We start from the raw sequence: 16,698 nt of genomic DNA, 5'->3' as shown, positions 1-16,698 counted from the left end.
ATCCGTGTGCCGGGGAGCGGATCCCGGCACACGGATCCCGGCGCGTTCGGCCTCACTCGGGCGCCGCGGCCGGGTACTCGGCGACCTGCCGGAAGCGGCCGTCGTCCACCACGTGGAGCGCGGTCACCGTGGCGACGTTGTCGCCGCGGTCGTCCCAGGCCGAGGGCGAGCGGTACGCGATGCCCTGGAACCGCTGCCCGCGCAGCGCCGCCGCCGTCCCCTCCCGGTCGCCGCCGGCGGCCACCGCGTCGAGCAGCATGCGGGCGGCGTCATAGGAGTTGACCGCGTAGTTGTTGACGGGGCCGTGACGCCGCTCGTACCGCTCGGCGAACTCCGATGACCCCTTCACCTCGCCCAGTTGCGGGGTGGCCGACAGTACCAGCGTCCCCTCGCCCTCGGTCGCGGCCCGCCCGGCGGGACGCAGGAAATCGGCCAGGTCCCAGCAGCCGTCGCCGGTCGCCAGCAGCCGGGTCGAGCCCTGCTCGCGCATGTGCCGCACCAGCGGCGCTCCCTCGAACGTCCCGCCGTAGAAGACCACGTCGGCCTCGCGGGGCAGCGCCGGGAAGGTGTCCTGGCCTTCCTCCACGTCGTAGCGATCCGGCACCCGGCCGCCCAGCGCGGTGAAGGCCCGCTCGATGTCATCTCGACCCCCTATCACGGCCGGGCCCGGATCAACCTTCGGCTGAACGCGTGGCGGCCGGGTCGACCTCTTGCCCGCTGCGGGCCGCGATGCCGGCCATCAGGACGCGCAGTCCCTCCTCGAACGCCGCGTCGCTGTCACCGGCCTCCCGGATGGCCGCCGCGAGGGTGGGAGTGGCCGCGAAGACGTCGGCGGTGGCCGGTGGCCGCCGGGCATCCTCGGTGTGCTCGGTCATGGCCTGTTCGTCGAGAACGAAGCCGTTGACGTAGCGGGTGATGGTGCCGATGGCGTGCAGTGCTCGCGCCGGTGTGAATCCGGCGGCGACGAGCGCGTTCAACTCGGCTTCGAACTTCTCGATGAGGGCCGGTCCCGCTCGGGTGCCGGCCACGAGCCGGGCGGCGTCCCGGCAGGACAGCAGGACCTGGCGGCGTTCGCGTGCCCGCCGGGTCAGCCATTGCGGCCAGGACTCGCCGTCTCGCGGCGGCCCGAAGTCCTGCCGCGACTGGAGCATCTGCGCCATCTCGTCGAGCAGCGCCCGCTTGCTCGAGAAGTGCCAGTAGAGCGCAGGGTTCTTCACGTTGAGGTGCTCGGCCAGGCGGCGCACGGTCAACCCGTCGAGCCCGGTCTCGTCGAGCAGGCTCAGTGCCGCGCTGACGATCTCTTCTCGGTCCACGCTGTCTCCGTTCTGAACCCTTGACAGCTTAGCAACGCTAAGGCATTGTTGCCGAGCCCAGTCATTTAGCATTGCTAAGGAGCGTGAACGATGATCCGGTCCCGTCCGGCGCCGATCCGTACTCTGCTGGCCTGCGGCCTGGCCGCGCCGCTGTTCGTCGTGGTGATCCTCATCGAGGGCGCCCTGCGCCCCGGCTACCGGTCCGTGGACCACTTCATCAGCGAACTCAGCCTCGGCCGGTGGGGCTGGATCCAGATCACGAACTTCATCGTCACCGGCCTGCTGCTGATCGCCTTCGCCGCCGGGCTGCGGCGGGCGCTGCCCACCGGTCGCGGTTCTCGTTCGGCGCCGATCCTGGCGGCCGCCTGCGGTCTGGCACTCATCACGGCCGGCGTCTTCAGCATGGACCCCACGCCCGGCTACCACCCGGACAGCTCAGTGCCCGACGAACCGACGCTCCACGGCACGATTCACGGCTTCATGCCGTTCGCCGTGTATCTCGCCCTCGCCGCGCTCGCCTGCGTCCTCGGCCGGCGTTTCGGCGCCGAACGGCGGCGCGCCTGGATGTGGTACTCCTTCGTCACCGCCGTCGCCACGCCGGCGACGTTCATGCCGGCGGCCGCGCAGTACGACTTCCAGACCCAGGTCGGCCATGGCCACGGCCTGTGGAACCGTGTCAGCCTCGCCATCGGTTTCGCCTGGCTGGGCCTGGTCGCGCTTCGCCTGATCCGGGACGCGGCCGCCAGGCGACGTGCGCCGGCGACGCCCGGCCACCGGCTCACCAAGTTCGCCTCGTAGATGGACACGGGCCCGCCTGCCCCGCTCCGAGCCCACGGCCCGGGACGAGGCGGCGCAGGCCCCCCACAGCAGCTCCGATCTCAGTCCAGGGCCGCCAGGACCTCGGCGGTGGTGCAGACGGTGGCGATGCGCGGGAAGATGTAGTCGAAGGCGAACTCATGGGCGTGCGCGTCGAGTGCCGTGACCGCGTCCTCGGGCAAGATCACCTTGAAGCCGAACTCGTCGGCGAAACGCGCGGTCTGCTCGACGCCGAAGTTCGTGGCGACCCCGGTGATGATCAGCGTGTCGATGGCGCGCTCACGCAACACCTCCTCCAAGCCGGTGTTGTGGAACGCGCCCCAGGTGCCCTTCACGATCTCCAGGTCGCCGGCCACCCCATCCACCAACTCGCTGCCCGGCGGCTGCTCCGCGACGCCCGGCCGCTCGACCCGCACGGCGACCACGAGACCTCCCGCCTTGCGCACCCCCTCGGCCAGGGAGAGGGATCGGGCGACCACGGCAGGTCCGGAATGTGGCGCAGTAGGCTGCTCAACGATGCGCGTCATCAGGTCGATGAGGACCAACGCGGTGTGGCGGGGATCCAGTTTGTCCATGATCGGCATGGTAGCGGCCACCCGTCTGACCACGCCGACGCTCAGCTCGACCGGCGGTCGCCGAGGGCCGCCCGCCAGCCGGCGCGCTCGGTCACGGCCTCGGCCTCCCCCGGGGGCTCGTCCCGGCGTCCGCCGCGGGCGAAGAACTCGGCGAGCGGCAGCGTCACGGCGCCGACCGTGACGGCGTCGGGGCCGAGCCGTCCCGGCTCGACGGTGACCCGCTCGGCGGGGTGCCGCAGGGCGTACGCCGTGGCGTGGCGCCGCACCGAGTCCAGGATGTAGGGCGCGAGCTGGAGCCCGGCCCATCCGCCGAGCAGCACGCGCTCGGGGTTGTAGAGGTTGATCAGCGTCGACAGTCCCGCGCCGAGGTACTCGGCCGTCTCCTCCAGGACGGCGGCGGCGACCGGGTCGGGGGCGCCGCCGTCCACCGGGTAGGCGGCGGCGAGCATGAGGGCGACCGCGGTCTCCTCGTCGGTGTCGGGCGGGAGCACCGCGCCGGCCTCGCGCCAGCGCTGGATCAGCGCCTCGGCCCCGGCGTACGCCTCCAGGCACCCGGGCGAGCCGCAGCGGCAGCGGCGGCCGCGGACGTGGACGGTGCTGTGCCCCCACTCCGACGCGCTGCTGCGGGTGCCCGACAGGATCGTGCCCCCGGTGACGATGCACGCGCTGATGCCCGAGCCGAACAGGACGATGACCGCGTCGCTGACGCCGCGGCCGCCGCCGAACCACATCTCGGCCCTGCCCAGCGTCTTGGCGCCGTTCTCGATGTACAGGCCCGCGCCCGGCGGGAGGTCGACCGCGGCGCGCAGCAGGGCCTCCAGCGGGACGGCGTCCCAGCCGATGGTCTGCCCGTACACCACGGCGCCGTCGGCGGAGTCGCGCTCCACGATTCCGGGCACACCGACGCCGACGCCGAGCAGCCGCTCGGGCGGGATGCCCGCCCGAGCGATCACGTCCGCCACGCCCTCGCCGATGTGCCGCACGATCGAGTCGACGTCGTAGCCGCCCTGTTCCAGGTGATGCTCGCAGCGGGCCAGCTCCGTGAGACCGAGGTCGAACAGCTCCACCGTGACCCGGGTCTCGCCGACGTCGACGCCGATCAGGTGGGCACACCCCGGGGACACGCGCAGCAGCTCGCGGGGACGGCCCCCGTCGGAGTCGACCGTGCCGGCCTCCTCCACCAGCCCTTCCGCGACCAGCTCGGCGACGATCGTGCTGATCGACCCCGAGCTCAGGCCGGTCGCGGCGCCGAGGGCCTGCCTGCTCATGGGAGCGTCGAAATACAACTGTTGCAATACCGCGCTGCGGCTGTTCCGGCGCAGGTCACGGATGGTCTGTCTGTTGGGCCTGGGCATGCGGATCCTTTCCTGACAGCAACCTATCGCGCTTGTGATCCTTGACCGGACACTTCTCTCAGGTATTAACTCAAGCTCTAAATTAAGCCATGACAGCGCTCCCATGGCTTGCACACCGCCCCCCTCGGACCCTCCCGGAAAGGGACGACTCCGCCATGCGCAGACTACGAGCCGCAGCAGCCGTCACCACTCTCGCCGCCCTCGCCGCCGCCGTCGCCGCCTGTGGCGGCGGCACCCCCACGGGCGGAGGCGGCGGCGACAGCTCCCCCAAGACGCTGACCTACTGGGCGTCCAACCAGGGTCCGGACATCGAGGCGGACAAGCGGACCCTCGAGCCCGAGCTGAAGAAGTTCGAGCAGCAGACCGGGATCAAGGTGGAGCTGGAGGTCGTGCCCTGGGCCGACCTGCTCAACCGGATCCTCGCCGCGACCACCTCCGGCCAGGGGCCCGACGTGCTCAACATCGGCAACACCTGGTCGGCCTCGCTCCAGGCGACCGGCGCCCTGCTCCCCTGGGACCAGAAGAACTTCGACCGGATCGGCGGCAAGGACCGCTTCGTCGAGTCCGCCCTCGGCTCGGCCGGCGCGCCCGGCAAGGACCCCGCCGCGGTGCCGCTGTACTCCATGTCCTACGCCCTCTACTACAACAAGAAGGCCTTCAAGGACGCGGGCATCGACAAGCCGCCGGCGACCTGGGACGAGCTGGTCGCCGACGGCAAGAAGCTCACCAAGGACGGCAAGTGGGCCCTGGGGGTGGAGGGCTCCAACCTGTCGGAGAACATCCACCAGGTCTTCGTCCTGGCCAAGCAGCACGGCGCCGACTTCTTCGACTCCTCCGGCAAGCCCGCCTTCACCTCCGACGGCGCGGTCGCGGCCGTGAAGCAGTACGTCGACTTCATGGCGCAGGACAAGATCGTCGCCCCGGGCAACGCCGAGTACGCCCAGAACCAGTCGCTGCAGGACATCGCCACCGGCAAGACCGCCATGATCTTCTGGCAGACCGCCGCGACCACGCTGAAGGCGCACGGCATGAGCCCCGGCGACTGGGGCGTCGCCCCGATCCCCGTCGCCTCGGGCGCCCCCGGGCAGGGCCAGAACGTCAACTCCATGGTGGCCGGCATCAACATGGCCGTCTTCAAGAACAGCGACAACCTCGACGGCGCGCTGAAGTTCGTGAAGTTCATGACGAGCGACGACGAGCAGAAGATCCTCAACCAGACCTACGGCTCCATCCCGCCGGTCAAGACCGCCCAGGAGGACCCGGCGTTCAACACCGAGGACCTCGCCGTGCTGCGCGACACGCTCGCCAAGAGCGCCGCCCCGCTCCCGCAGGTCCCGGCGGAGTCGCAGTTCGAGACCGCCGTCGGCACCGCCGTCAAGGAGCTCTTCGCCGACGCGGCCGCCGGGCGCCCGGTTACCACCGAGTCGGTCAGGGAGCGCCTGACCAAGGCCCAGCAGCAGATGCCGGCGCAGTGAGCGGTGCCGCGATGACCACGGCCACCGAAGGCCACGCCCCGCCGGGACGCGCCGCGCGTCCCGGCGCGGACGGCCGGCGCCGCCCGGCCCTCCCGGTACGGCTGCGGCGGGCCGGCCTGCCGTACCTGCTGCTGCTGCCCGCCGTGCTCCTGGAGCTCCTGGTCCACCTCGTGCCGATGGTCATGGGCGTCCTGATGAGCTTCAAGGAGCTGACCCAGTTCTACATCCGCGACTGGGGCGGCGCCCCCTGGACCGGGCTGCGGAACTACGGCCTCTCGGTCGACTTCAACGCCCCCGTCGGCCAGGACCTGCTGCACTCGTTCTTCGTGACCTGCCTGTTCAGCCTCCTGGCGGTCGCCCTGTGCTGGCTCCTCGGGGTGACGGCCGCGATCTTCATGCAGGAACGTTTCAAGGGCCGGGGGCTGCTGCGCGCGATCTTCCTGACGCCGTACGCGCTCCCTGTCTACGCCGCGGTCATCACCTGGGCCTTCATGCTGCAGCGCGACAACGGCGCGGTGAACCACATCCTGCACGACCAGCTCGGGCTGACCTCCGACCGCCCCTTCTGGCTGCTGGGCGGCAACAGCTTCGCCGCGCTGCTGGTGGTCGCCGTCTGGAAGACCTGGCCGTTCGCGTTCCTCATCGTCATGGCCGCCCTGCAGAACATCCCCGCGGAGCTGTACGAGGCCGCCTCGATCGACGGGGCCGGGATCTGGCAGCAGATCCGCAAGGTCACCCTGCCGTCGCTGCGCCCGATCAACCAGGTGCTGGTCCTGGTGCTGTTCCTGTGGACGTTCAACGACTTCAACACGCCGTACGTCCTGTTCGGCAAGTCGGCGCCGCGGGCCGCGGACCTGATCTCGATCCACATCTACCAGTCGTCGTTCGTCACCTGGAACTTCGGCACCGGCTCGGCCATGTCCGTCCTGCTGCTGCTCTTCCTTCTCCTGGTGACGGCGGTGTACCTGGTGGTCACCTCGCGAGGAAGGAGGGCCGCCGATGCCTGACGCGCCCGTACGGCGCTCGCCGACCGCGCCGCCCCGCTCGTTCCTGTGGGCCCGGCGGGTGTTCCTGACCCTGCTGACCGCCTTCGTGCTCCTGCCGGTGTACGTCATGATCAGCAGCTCCCTGAAGCCGCTGCGGGACGTCTCCGGGCAGTTCAGGTGGCTGCCGAGCGGGCTGACGATCCGGCCGTACATCGACATCTGGAGCACGATCCCGCTCGCCCGCTACTTCGTGAACTCGGTCATCGTGGCGGGCGCGGCGACGGCCTGCTCGGTGGTGATCGCGATCTTCGCGGCGTACGCCGTGAGCCGCTACCGCTTCCGCGGCAAGCGGATCTTCACCGTCACCGTGCTGTCCACGCAGATGTTCCCGGGCATCCTGTTCCTGCTGCCGCTGTTCCTGATCTACGTCAACATCGGCAACGCGACGGGGGTCGCGCTCTACGGCTCGCGCGGCGGCCTGATCCTCACGTACCTGACCTTCTCGCTCCCTTTCTCGATCTGGATGCTCGTCGGGTACTTCGAGTCGATCCCGCGCGCCCTCGACGAGGCCGCGTGGGTGGACGGCTCCGGCCCGATGAGCACGCTGTTCCGGATCGTCATCCCGGCGGCGACCCCCGGCATCGTCGCCGTCGCCGTCTACGCCTTCATGACCGCCTGGGGCGAGGTGCTCTTCGCGTCCATCATGACCAACGACGTGACCCGGACGCTCTCGGTGGGACTGCAGGCCTACGCGACGCTGAACGACGTCTACTGGAACCAGGTCATGGCCGCCTCCCTGGTGGTGAGCGTGCCCATCGTCGCCGGATTCCTCCTCCTGCAGCGCTACCTGGTCGCCGGACTCACGGCGGGGGCCGTCAAGTGACGGTCCCGCTCTCTCCCGAAGGGATATCAATGACCCACCCCATCGACCTCGCCGCCCTGCCCCGGGACTTCGCCTGGGGCGTGGCGACCTCGGCCTACCAGGTCGAGGGAGCCGTGGCGGAGGACGGTCGTTCCCCGTCGATCTGGGACGTCTTCAGCCACACCCCGGGCAAGATCGACAATGGGGACGACGGCGACGCCGCCTGCGACCACTACCATCGCTGGCGCGAGGACGTCGCCCTGATGAAGGAGCTGGGCGTCACGTCCTACCGGTTCTCGGTCGCCTGGCCGCGGGTCCTGCCCGGCGGCGACGGCGCGGTCGACCCGCGGGGGCTGGGCTTCTACTCGCGGCTGGTGGACGCCCTGCTGGAGGCGGGCATCACCCCCAACGTCACGCTCTACCACTGGGACCTCCCGCAGGTCCTCCAGGACCGCGGCGGCTGGCCGGCGCGAGAGACGGCCGAGCGCTTCGCCGCGTACGCCTCGGTGGTGGCCGAGGCCCTCGGCGACCGGGTGCGACAGTGGGCGACGATCAACGAGCCGCTGTGCTGCGCCTGGATCGGCCATCTCGAAGGCAAGATGGCCCCCGGCCTGACCGACATCACCGCCGCCGTCCGCGCCTCCTACCACCTGCTGCTGGGCCACGGCCTCGCCGCCCAGGCCGTGCGGGCCGCCGCGCCGGGCTCGCGGATCGGGATCGTCAACAACCTCTCCACGGTCGCGCCCGCCTCGGACTCCGAGGCCGACGTCGCCGCCGCCCGGCGCATGGACGGCCACACCAACCGCTGGTGGCTCGACCCGGTCACCGGCCGCGGCTTCCCCGCCGACATGCTCGAGGTGTACGGCGTCGACCTGCCCGAACGTCCGGGCGACCTCGCCACGATCGCCCAGCCGCTGGACTGGATGGGGCTCAACTACTACTTCCCGGTGACCGTCGCCGACGACCCCGACGGGCCGCCCCCCTTCGCCCGGCAGGTCGACCGGCCGGGCGTGCCCAGGACGGGGATGGGCTGGGAGGTCGACGCCGGCGGCCTGGAGAGCCTGATCATGCGGCTGACCGAGGAGTACGGCGCCCGGAGGATCTACATCACCGAGAACGGATCCGCCTACCCCGACACCGTCTCCGCCGACGGCACCGTCGACGACCCCGAGCGCACGTCCTACCTGGAGCGGCACCTGGACGCCTGCGCCCGCGCCGCCCGCCGGGGCGCCCCCCTCGCCGGCTACTACGCGTGGTCGCTGCTGGACAACTTCGAGTGGGCCTACGGCTACGACAAGCGCTTCGGCCTGGTCCACGTCGACTACGGCACCCAGCGCCGTACCGTCAAGACCAGTGGCCGCCGCTACCGCGACGTCATCGCGGCCCACCGCACCCACGCCTCCGACGAGGACCAGGACCCGGTGGCGGTCTCGGCCTGAGCCGCGCGGGCCGTGGGGAAGCCGATCGGCACGGCGCCCTCGGAGGCGCGGACCGATCACGGCCCGGCGGGCGTTCGCCGGGCTTCCTCCCGGCTTCCGCCTGGAATCGCACAACACCGGGGTGGCACGGCCACTCCGGCGGCCGGCGCGGGCAGGCTCGGACCGGGAACACGACGAACGGTGAAAGGGCGAGACATGGGCAGCACCCCGGCACGGATCGACGTCAGGGCCCTCAAGCTGCGCCTCGGCAAGGTCGGCGTATGGCTCGCGAACCCGGGTTTCGAGGCGGCCGACACCAGCAGGGCGGCGGCCGCCTCGATCGAGGAGCTCGGATACGGAGCCCTGTGGATCGGTGAGCTGCTCGGCGGCAAGGAGGCCCTGACGAACGCCGCCGTCCTGCTGTCGGGCACCGACGACATCATCGTCGCCACCGGCATCGCCAACATCTGGGCGCGGGACGCGACGGCCGCGGCCGCGGGGGCCGACGCGCTGAGCGAAGCCTGGGGAGGTCGCTTCGTCCTCGGTCTCGGCGTCAGCCACGCCCCGCTGGTGGCCCCACGGGGGCACGACTACGGCAGGCCGGTGGAGACCATGCGCGCGTACCTCGACGCGATGGACCGGGCTCCCTACAACGCGCCGCTGCCCGAGCCGCCGCCGAGGGTGCTCGCGGCGCTGCGGACGAAGATGCTGCGGCTGGCGGCCGAGCGCGCGCAGGGCGCGCACACCTACTTCGTCACCCCGGAGCACACCATGAGGGCGCGGGAGATCCTCGGCCCGGACCCGCTGCTCGCGCCCGAGCAGGCGTTCGTCCTCGACACCCACGCCGAACGGGCGCGCGCCACCGCCCGCGACCACATGGAGTTGTACCTGAAGCTGCCGAACTACCTGAACATGCTGCGCGAGCTGGGCTGGGGCGACGCCGACTTCGAGGACGGCGGCAGCGACGCCCTGGTGGACGCCATCGTGCCCTGGGGCGACCCGGACACGGTCGCGGAGCGGGTACGCGCCCACCACAAGGCCGGAGCCGACCACGTCTGCGTCCAGCCCGTGGCCGACACCTTGGACAAATGCGTCGAGGACCTCCGGCGGCTGGCCAACGCACTGCTGCGCTGATCGGACGGAAGCCTTGACAACGTTGTCAGGGCACCGTTTATTGGTCGTGACAACGTTGTCTGCGTATCAGGCCCGCCCGCCGTACCGGCGGCGGGTCATGTCAACGGGAGCCCCTCACCATCCCCCCGGAGGAGCACTTGTCACGTTCACTGTGCGCGGCGGCGGTGGCCACCGCGCTGCTGATCCCCTCACCCGCCCTGGCCGCCGCGCCGGCGGCGAAGGCCCAGCCGGAGCCCGCGTCGTACGTCAACACCTTCCTCGGCACCCAGGACGGCGGCCCCGACTTCGGGCACGGCGGCGGAGCCGGGATGAACTTCCCCGGCGCGGCCGTGCCCTTCGGCATGATGCAGTGGAGCCCGGACACCGTCCGCAGGTCGGGCGGCGGCTACAAGTACGAGGACAACCGGCTGCGCGGGCTGTCCATGACGCACATCAACGGGCCCGGGTGCAGCGGCGCCCAGGACTTCCCCGTCGTCCCGATCTCCGGGACGATCGGCGCCTCGCCCGCCACCCACGGCGACGACTACATCCAGACCTTCGGCCACGCCGGCGAGACCGCCTCCCCCGGCTACTACGGCGTCACGCTCGACTCCGGCGTCAAGGCCGAGACCACCGCGACGACCCGCGCGGGGATCGGCCGCTTCACCGGTCCCGCCGGGAAGCCGCTGACCCTCCTGATCAACGTCACCGGCTCGGTCAACGGGGTCGGCGACGCCGAGGCGAAGATCAGCGGGAACACCGTCAGCGGCTGGGCCAGGACCGGCGGGTTCTGCGGCACCAAGAACCAGTACTACGTCTACTTCCACGCCACCTTCGACAAGCCGGTCCGCGCCTACGGCACCTGGAAGAACGATTCGGTCGCCCCCGGCACGGCGCAGGTGAGCGGGAGGTCGGAGTCCAGGATCCCGCGGGGCATCGTCAAGCCGCACGGCCTGGCGGCGCCCACCGCGCCCCCCGGTGACGCCACCCCGCCGGGCAAGGACGGCAGGCCCACCCCCGAGCCCAGCCCCGCGCCCGACCCCGGTGCCATGAGGCGGCAGGCGGCGGCGCAGGACGTGATCGTCAAGGGTCCGGGGTCCGGCGTCTACCTGCAGTTCGACCCCGCCACGCCCGTGCAGATGCGGGCCGGGCTGTCGTACGTCGGCATCGACGGGGCCAAGGCCAACCTCAAGCAGGAGATCGGCGGCAAGGGCTTCGACCGGGTCGCCAAGGACGCGCGCGCCGCCTGGAACGAGCAGCTCGGCCGGATCCAGGTGACCGGCGGCGACGACCAGCAGAAGCGCACCTTCTACAGCAACCTGTACCACGCGCTGCTGCAGCCGTACGTGTTCGACGACGCTGACGGCACCTACACCGGCTTCGACTACCGCACCCACACCGTCAGGCGCGGCCACCACCACTACGCGACGTTCTCCGGCTGGGACATCTACCGCAGCGAGGCGCAGCTGATCGCCCTGCTCCGTCCCGACGTGGCGAGCGACATCGCGCAGTCGATGTACGACGACGCCCACTCCATCGGCGACGTCTGGGACCGCTGGTCGCACCAGAACACCATCACCGGCGTGATGAACGGCGACCCGTACCACTCGATCATCGCCAGCGTGTACGCCCTGGGGGCGCGGGACTTCGACGCCAAGGCCGCGCTCGCCGCCATGGTCAAGGGCGCCAGGCGGGTGGGCACCGACCCCGGCACGGGCTACGACGAACGGCCGGGCAACGCCGCGTACATGAAGAACGGCTACGTGCCGGCCGACCCCTCGACCACGCTGGAGTACGGCATCGCGGACTTCGGCATCGCGCAGCTCGCCGAGCGGCTGGGCGACACCGCGACGCGCGACGAGTTCATGAAGCGCGCCCAGGGCTGGCAGAGCACCTACAACCCGGCCAACGGATGGATCCAGCCCCGGTTCGGCGACGGGTCGTTCCTGCCCGGCTTCGACCCGGCGAGCCCCAACTGGTACGTCGAGGGCAACGGCGCGCAGTACCACTGGATGGTGCCGCACAACGCGCGCGGCCTGTTCGACGCCATGGGCGGCGACGGCAAGGCCGTGGAGCGGCTCGACACCTTCTTCACCGAGCTCAACGCCGGGTCCGGCAAGCCGTACGCCTACCTCGGCAACGAGCCGTCCCTGCTGACGCCCTGGCTGTACGTATGGGCCGGCAAGCCGTACAAGACGCAGGACGTCGTGGCACGGGCCCGCAAGGAGCTGTTCAAGCCGACCCCGGACGGCCTCACCGGCAACGACGACCTCGGCACGATGGGCGCCTGGTACGTGTGGGCGTCGCTCGGCATGTATCCGGCGATCCCCGGCCGGGCCGAGCTGGTGCTCAACAGCCCGGCGTTCGAGAAGATCGTCGTCACCCGGTCGAACGGGAAGACGATCACGATCGAGGCGCCCGGCGCGTCCGTACAGAACCGGTACGTGCGGTCGCTGAAGGTCAACGGCGCCGCCTCGACCAAGGCGTGGCTGCCCGAAGGGTTCAGCGGCAGGCTCGACTACACCCTCGGCGCCGAGCCCGACACCGCGTTCGGCAGCGCCCCGCAGGACGCGCCGCCGAGCTTCCAGGCGGGCGCGAAGCCGTACCTGGTGAGCGTCGAGCCGGGCGGGGCGCCGGTCGAGCCGGGCGGGACGCTCACCGCCACCGTGCAGGTGCAGGCGGCCGGCAAGGGCGGCGAGGTGCGGTGGTCGGCCACGCCCCCGGCGGGCGTCACCGTCACGCCGGCGAGCGGATCGCTCCAGGTGCCCGACTACGGCAAGGGGACGGTGCAGGTGACGGTGACCGTGGCGGCCGGCGCCGCCGTCGGCTTCACCTCGGTGCCGTTCGAGGTGGCCGGCGTCCCCGCCGGGCTCAAGCTCAACGTGGCCAGGAAGGGCACCATCGAGTGGTACCACAACAACGCGGGCGTCGGCGACGACACCGAGGCCGGGCTGGCCAACTTCGACGGGGGCGGCTGGAGCTACTCGGCGCAGGCCCTCGCCGCCGTCAAGGCCAAGCCGGGCGCGGCGCTGACCTGGAAGGGCTACACCTTCACCTGGCCGCAGCGCAAGCCCGGCGACCTGGACAACGTCCAGGCGAGCGGGCAGACGATCGACCTGGCCGGCGTGCCGCAGGGCGCCAGGACGCTGGCCCTGCTCGGATCCGGCGCGAGCGGTGACATCCAGACGAAGGTGACGATCACCTACACCGACGGCACGACGCAGGACACCACGGTCGGCTTCAGCGACTGGGCGCTCGCCAAGGACGCCTACCAGCCGAGGTTCGGCAACGAGATCGTCCTGAAGACCCCGTACCGCCTGGACGCGGGCGGCGACAAGCAGGAGATCAACGTGTACGTCTTCGCGGCCACACCTGTGCAGCTGGACGCGGCCAAGCAGGTCAGGAGCATGACCCTGGCCGCCCCCACGGGCCGCGCGACCGCCCACCTGTTCGCCTGGACCTTCGGCACCTGACCCTCGTCCTCCGGCCGTGGCGAACCCACGGCCGGGGCGCCCTTTCACCTCACCCCCCGCTCCCCCACCTCACGGCCTGGGCCCACCACCGCCGCCCCCGGTGTCCTCTTGTCGGCGCCGGGGCGGCGGGAAGGGGGTGCGGCGCAGTCGGCGCCGTGGTACGGCGGGCGGACCGGTGAAGGTGCGGTGGGAGGGGTTACCCTCGAAGGTGAGGAAGCGATCGAACGCCTGAACGCCTTTGGCCCCGCCGCACTCCTCCCAAGTGAGCAGTGCTTGGACTCGGCCCTGTGCATGGCCCGACCGCTTCCTCCGTTGTCGCCCCCCTCTCGCCGGCCGCAGGCCCCCGAAGCCGCGGCCGGCGCGCTCATGCCGTGGCCGCCCGCGCCTTGGCACGGCGCCGGGCCGGGTTGCCGCGCTCCAGCCACCACTCGACGACGAGCAGGGGCACCGTCCACCCCAGCCATCCGGACAGGCCGGAGATCGTCCAGGCCAGCCAGGTCTGGTTGCCCTGGAAGGTCGTGTCGAGCTGCGGGGTGAGCGCGATCGTGAAGACCACGATCCAGACGCGGTTGGTGATGATGGAGAACGTCGAAGTGAAGCTGCGCAGCATCCAGCGGCGGTGCTCGGCGTACCGCCGCTGCCTCGCCATCCGGTAGCCGGCGACGGTGAAGGACAGCCACAGGATCGCCCCGATCACGTCGCTGACCATCAGCATCGGCCCGAAGGGCGTGCGCGCGCCGATGACCAGGGCGGACAGGCCGGCCGGCAGCACCCCGGCGAAGACGTAGACCCGGCCGGTGTACCGGTGCGCCACCGGGTGACGCCGCCGGAACCAGGGCCAGACCTGCAGGAAGCACGTCACCATGGCCACCGACGCGAACATCACGTGGGCGACCAGCAGCGGGTAGTGGGCGGGGAAGCCCTCGGGTTGCGGGACGCGTGCGCGGGCGGGGTCGCCGGTGAAGTACGGCGGCAGCGAGAACGCGAGGAAGAGGACCGTCACGAAGCCGAGCGGCGCCATCCAGGGCCGGCGCCACCATGACTTGCCTCGCCTGGGACGGGCGGCGGGCGGCGGTCCCTGCCCTTCGGCCAGGCCGCTGGTGACATCGGCGTCTCCGTCAGCGGTCGTCGTACCGGCAGGGCTGTTAGCGTATGTCATACGCAGAGCGTAGCTCATACGCAGCAGGTAGGGAATACCCTGACGCGTATGACGTACGCACACCGATAGGATGCCTTCGATGAGCGAGAACAGCGGCCCCGAGCTTCCCCACACGCTGGAGGTCCTCTGGGGCCGGTCGAAACGGCGGGCGAGAGGCCCGGCGCAGGCGCTCAGCCTGGAGCGCATCGTGTCCGCGGCCATCGACATCGCCGACGAGGAGGGGCTGCAGGCCCTCTCGATGGCCCGGCTCGCCGAGCGCCTCGGCTGCGGCACCATGTCGCTCTACCGGCATGTCGCCAACAAGGACGAACTGCAGACCTTCATGCTGGACGCGGTCCCCAGCCTGCCCCCCGGCATCGACTGCGCGGAAGGCTGGCGCGCCGGGCTGTCCCTGTGGGCCACCGCGCTGCTCGCGGTCTACCACGAGCATCCGTGGGTGCTGCAGATCACCGGCGGGCCCCCGCTGGAACCCGGTCAGCTCGCGTGGCTGGACGCCGGCCTGCGCACCCTCGACGGCACGCCCCTGCACCCGCGGGAGAAGATGCAGGTCATCATGCTCGTGCTGCACTACGTGCGGGGCGAGACCCAGCTCACCACCGCCGCGGCGGCCGCGGGCGAGGGCCCCGGGGAGTACGGCCCGCTTCTCGCCCGCCTGGTGACGGCCGAGCGCTTTCCCGCCCTGGCCGAGGCGATCACGGCCGGGGTCTTCAGCGAGCACCCCGAGGAGGATCCGGCCACGGACACGAGGTTCGGCCTCGACCGCATCCTCGACGGCGTCGAGGCCCTGATCCGGCAGCGCTGACCTCGGCCGGCGGCGCCGCGCGCAGCGCCGCCCGATTCCGGCACCGAGCCGAAAAACGATCCGCCCGGCCGCGTGGCGGCCGGGCGGATGACGAGGACGGGGACGTCGTCCCTGGTCAGGAGCCGTAGAGGCGCTTGGCGTACTCCGGGCCGTAGTAGCGCTCCAGCTCCTCCAGGGTCTCCTCGGTGGCCTGGACGCTCTTGACGATCTGCGCGTGGGACGGCAGGGCGCCGGGGTTCCAGGTCTCGGGCTTCCACAGTGCCGAGCGCAGGAACGCCTTGGCGCAGTGGAAGAAGATCTGCTCGATCTCGACGACGAGCGCCAGGGCGGGGCGGTGGCCCTTGACGATCATCTGGTCGAAGAACGGCGCCTCGCGCACGAGGCGGGCCCTGCCGTTGATGCGCAGCGTCTCGTTGCGCCCGGGGACGAGATAGATGAGGCCGACGTGCGGGTTGTCCAGCACGTTGAGGAAGCCGTCGACCCGGCGGTTGCCGGGACGGTCGGGGATGGCGATCGTGGTGTCGTCCAGGACGAGCGTGAAGCCCGCCGGGTCGCCTTTGGGCGAGACGTCGCAGGCGCCGCCGGCGTCGCTGGTGGCGATGAGGCAGAACGGGGACGCCGCCAGCCACTCCTTGTCGCGCTCGTGCAGCGCGAACCGCTCCTTGCTGATCGCCCTCGGTATCGGCTCGCCGAGCAACTCCCGGAGCTCGGTCCTGGAAGTGATCTCCACGATTTCTGCGACCTCGGCCACCGCGTCCCCCTGCCCTTTCCAGGCGATCATTGGCGCCTCAAGCATAGTTCGCCGGTTCTGCACCACTCGGGCGCCCCCTCACGCCCCCGCTCATCCGTCACGAAGTGCGGAGGGCGAGCCGGGCGCGCAGTACCTTCTCAGCCCGATCGAGTCCCCCGGCGAGCCAGGGACCGGCCGAATCGGCGGTCACTTGTGCTTGAAGTACACGAAAAGGCGGCCGTGATTCTTGGCGTCCTTGTCGATGCGGTGGTAGAGGGCCTTGATCTCCTTCTGGTCGAGGAAACGCAGCACCTTCTTCTTGAGCTGGCCGGACCCCTTGCCCGGGATGATCTCGACCTCGGTGGCCTTCTTGCGGATCGCCTCCTGGATGATCCCGTGCAGCGCCCGGTCGATCTCTGCACCCTTGTTGTAGATGTCGTGGAGATCCAGTTTCAGCTTCACGTCGCGATTGTACGCGCCGGCGGGCGGCCGCCTTTGGAACGTTTCCGTCAACTGCGCCGATCACAGCTTCTAACCGGATCGTGTCCACATTTGGTCAGATATTGCCGCAGATCAATGCATAGATGGATCTAGGCGGTTCCTTGGTCCACATCTAGACTC

15 protein-coding genes are annotated in these 16,698 nt (G+C 70.9%); 8 read left to right on the top strand and 7 right to left on the bottom strand.

The window, feature by feature from the left end; translation table 11 throughout:
* Positions 1-52: 52 nt before the first annotated feature.
* Together KIK05_RS14260 and KIK05_RS14255 are read right to left on the bottom strand one after the other, a co-directional pair.
* Entirely contained in the window at positions 53-658 is a 606-nt protein-coding gene (locus KIK05_RS14260; RefSeq protein ID WP_214411166.1) for an ABC transporter substrate-binding protein, read from the bottom strand.
* Between the two features lie 13 nt (positions 659-671).
* Complete coding sequence (locus KIK05_RS14255; protein WP_214411165.1) at positions 672-1,313, bottom strand: TetR/AcrR family transcriptional regulator C-terminal domain-containing protein; 642 nt, start codon at positions 1,311-1,313, stop codon at positions 672-674.
* Between the two features lie 90 nt (positions 1,314-1,403).
* Between KIK05_RS14255 and KIK05_RS14250 the strand changes: the two genes are divergently transcribed.
* Positions 1,404-2,111: a DUF998 domain-containing protein gene (locus KIK05_RS14250; RefSeq protein WP_214411164.1), complete on the top strand. Its 708-nt coding sequence runs from the start codon at positions 1,404-1,406 to the stop codon at positions 2,109-2,111.
* Between the two features lie 80 nt (positions 2,112-2,191).
* On the opposite strand, the gene KIK05_RS14245 is transcribed toward KIK05_RS14250, so the two are convergent.
* Entirely contained in the window at positions 2,192-2,704 is a 513-nt protein-coding gene (locus KIK05_RS14245) for an isochorismatase family protein (protein WP_214411163.1), read from the bottom strand.
* A 41-nt stretch (positions 2,705-2,745) separates the two neighbouring features.
* Positions 2,746-4,059 (bottom strand): ROK family transcriptional regulator, encoded by a 1,314-nt coding sequence (locus KIK05_RS14240; protein ID WP_214411162.1) that lies wholly within the window; start codon positions 4,057-4,059, stop codon positions 2,746-2,748.
* 155 nt (positions 4,060-4,214) lie between these two features.
* Between KIK05_RS14240 and KIK05_RS14235 the strand changes: the two genes are divergently transcribed.
* From KIK05_RS14235 to KIK05_RS14210, 6 genes are all read left to right on the top strand, one after another.
* A complete protein-coding gene (locus KIK05_RS14235; RefSeq protein WP_214411161.1) occupies positions 4,215-5,534 on the top strand; it encodes an ABC transporter substrate-binding protein in 1,320 nt (439 codons plus the stop codon).
* An 11-nt stretch (positions 5,535-5,545) separates the two neighbouring features.
* Positions 5,546-6,541 carry a carbohydrate ABC transporter permease gene (locus KIK05_RS14230; RefSeq protein ID WP_214411160.1) on the top strand — a complete coding sequence of 332 codons (996 nt, stop codon included), beginning with the start codon at positions 5,546-5,548 and terminating at the stop codon, positions 6,539-6,541.
* Positions 6,534-7,403 (top strand): carbohydrate ABC transporter permease, encoded by an 870-nt coding sequence (locus tag KIK05_RS14225; protein WP_214411159.1) that lies wholly within the window; start codon positions 6,534-6,536, stop codon positions 7,401-7,403. Before KIK05_RS14230 ends, KIK05_RS14225 begins: the two co-directional genes overlap by 8 nt.
* 29 nt (positions 7,404-7,432) lie before the next feature.
* Positions 7,433-8,821: a GH1 family beta-glucosidase gene (locus KIK05_RS14220; RefSeq protein WP_214411158.1), complete on the top strand. Its 1,389-nt coding sequence runs from the start codon at positions 7,433-7,435 to the stop codon at positions 8,819-8,821.
* A gap of 195 nt (positions 8,822-9,016) precedes the next feature.
* Positions 9,017-9,934, top strand: coding sequence for a TIGR03620 family F420-dependent LLM class oxidoreductase (locus KIK05_RS14215; protein WP_250562768.1), 918 nt, complete (start codon positions 9,017-9,019; stop codon positions 9,932-9,934).
* 137 nt (positions 9,935-10,071) lie between these two features.
* Complete coding sequence (locus KIK05_RS14210; protein ID WP_214411157.1) at positions 10,072-13,386, top strand: GH92 family glycosyl hydrolase; 3,315 nt, start codon at positions 10,072-10,074, stop codon at positions 13,384-13,386.
* A 364-nt stretch (positions 13,387-13,750) separates the two neighbouring features.
* On the opposite strand, the gene KIK05_RS14205 is transcribed toward KIK05_RS14210, so the two are convergent.
* Positions 13,751-14,545 (bottom strand): DUF2306 domain-containing protein, encoded by a 795-nt coding sequence (locus KIK05_RS14205; protein ID WP_214411156.1) that lies wholly within the window; start codon positions 14,543-14,545, stop codon positions 13,751-13,753.
* A gap of 79 nt (positions 14,546-14,624) precedes the next feature.
* Here KIK05_RS14205 and KIK05_RS14200 point away from each other — a divergent pair, with 79 nt between their 5' ends.
* The gene (locus KIK05_RS14200) at positions 14,625-15,347 is read left to right on the top strand and encodes a TetR/AcrR family transcriptional regulator (protein ID WP_214411155.1); all 723 of its coding nucleotides are present in this window, start codon (positions 14,625-14,627) and stop codon (positions 15,345-15,347) included.
* Positions 15,348-15,462: 115 nt separating this feature from the next.
* On the opposite strand, the gene KIK05_RS14195 is transcribed toward KIK05_RS14200, so the two are convergent.
* On the bottom strand, positions 15,463-16,128 hold the full coding sequence (locus KIK05_RS14195) for a pyridoxamine 5'-phosphate oxidase family protein (protein ID WP_214411154.1): 666 nt from the start codon (positions 16,126-16,128) through the stop codon (positions 15,463-15,465).
* A gap of 156 nt (positions 16,129-16,284) precedes the next feature.
* Complete coding sequence (locus KIK05_RS14190; RefSeq protein ID WP_214411153.1) at positions 16,285-16,539, bottom strand: Smr/MutS family protein; 255 nt, start codon at positions 16,537-16,539, stop codon at positions 16,285-16,287.
* Positions 16,540-16,698: the final 159 nt, after the last annotated feature.

The organism is Sphaerisporangium fuscum, assembly GCF_018531465.1.
Lineage (GTDB): Bacteria > Actinomycetota > Actinomycetes > Streptosporangiales > Streptosporangiaceae > Sphaerisporangium > Sphaerisporangium fuscum.
The sequence above is the reverse complement of the archived record's forward strand: the minus strand, read 5'-3'. Positions and strand labels throughout refer to the sequence as shown.

Bases quoted from the DNA above. Each gene is read 5' to 3' on its own strand.
- KIK05_RS14195 (WP_214411154.1), bottom strand. From the start codon at position 16,128: ATGATCGCCTGGAAAGGGCAGGGGGACGCGGTGGCCGAGGTCGCAGAA.
- KIK05_RS14245 (WP_214411163.1), bottom strand. From the start codon at position 2,704: ATGGACAAACTGGATCCCCGCCACACCGCGTTGGTCCTCATCGACCTG.
- KIK05_RS14215 (WP_250562768.1), top strand. From the start codon at position 9,017: ATGGGCAGCACCCCGGCACGGATCGACGTCAGGGCCCTCAAGCTGCGC.
- KIK05_RS14220 (WP_214411158.1), top strand. From the start codon at position 7,433: ATGACCCACCCCATCGACCTCGCCGCCCTGCCCCGGGACTTCGCCTGG.
- KIK05_RS14250 (WP_214411164.1), top strand. From the start codon at position 1,404: ATGATCCGGTCCCGTCCGGCGCCGATCCGTACTCTGCTGGCCTGCGGC.
- KIK05_RS14230 (WP_214411160.1), top strand. From the start codon at position 5,546: ATGACCACGGCCACCGAAGGCCACGCCCCGCCGGGACGCGCCGCGCGT.
- KIK05_RS14240 (WP_214411162.1), bottom strand. From the start codon at position 4,059: ATGCCCAGGCCCAACAGACAGACCATCCGTGACCTGCGCCGGAACAGC.
- KIK05_RS14225 (WP_214411159.1), top strand. From the start codon at position 6,534: ATGCCTGACGCGCCCGTACGGCGCTCGCCGACCGCGCCGCCCCGCTCG.
- KIK05_RS14205 (WP_214411156.1), bottom strand. From the start codon at position 14,545: ATGACATACGCTAACAGCCCTGCCGGTACGACGACCGCTGACGGAGAC.
- KIK05_RS14200 (WP_214411155.1), top strand. From the start codon at position 14,625: ATGAGCGAGAACAGCGGCCCCGAGCTTCCCCACACGCTGGAGGTCCTC.
- KIK05_RS14235 (WP_214411161.1), top strand. From the start codon at position 4,215: ATGCGCAGACTACGAGCCGCAGCAGCCGTCACCACTCTCGCCGCCCTC.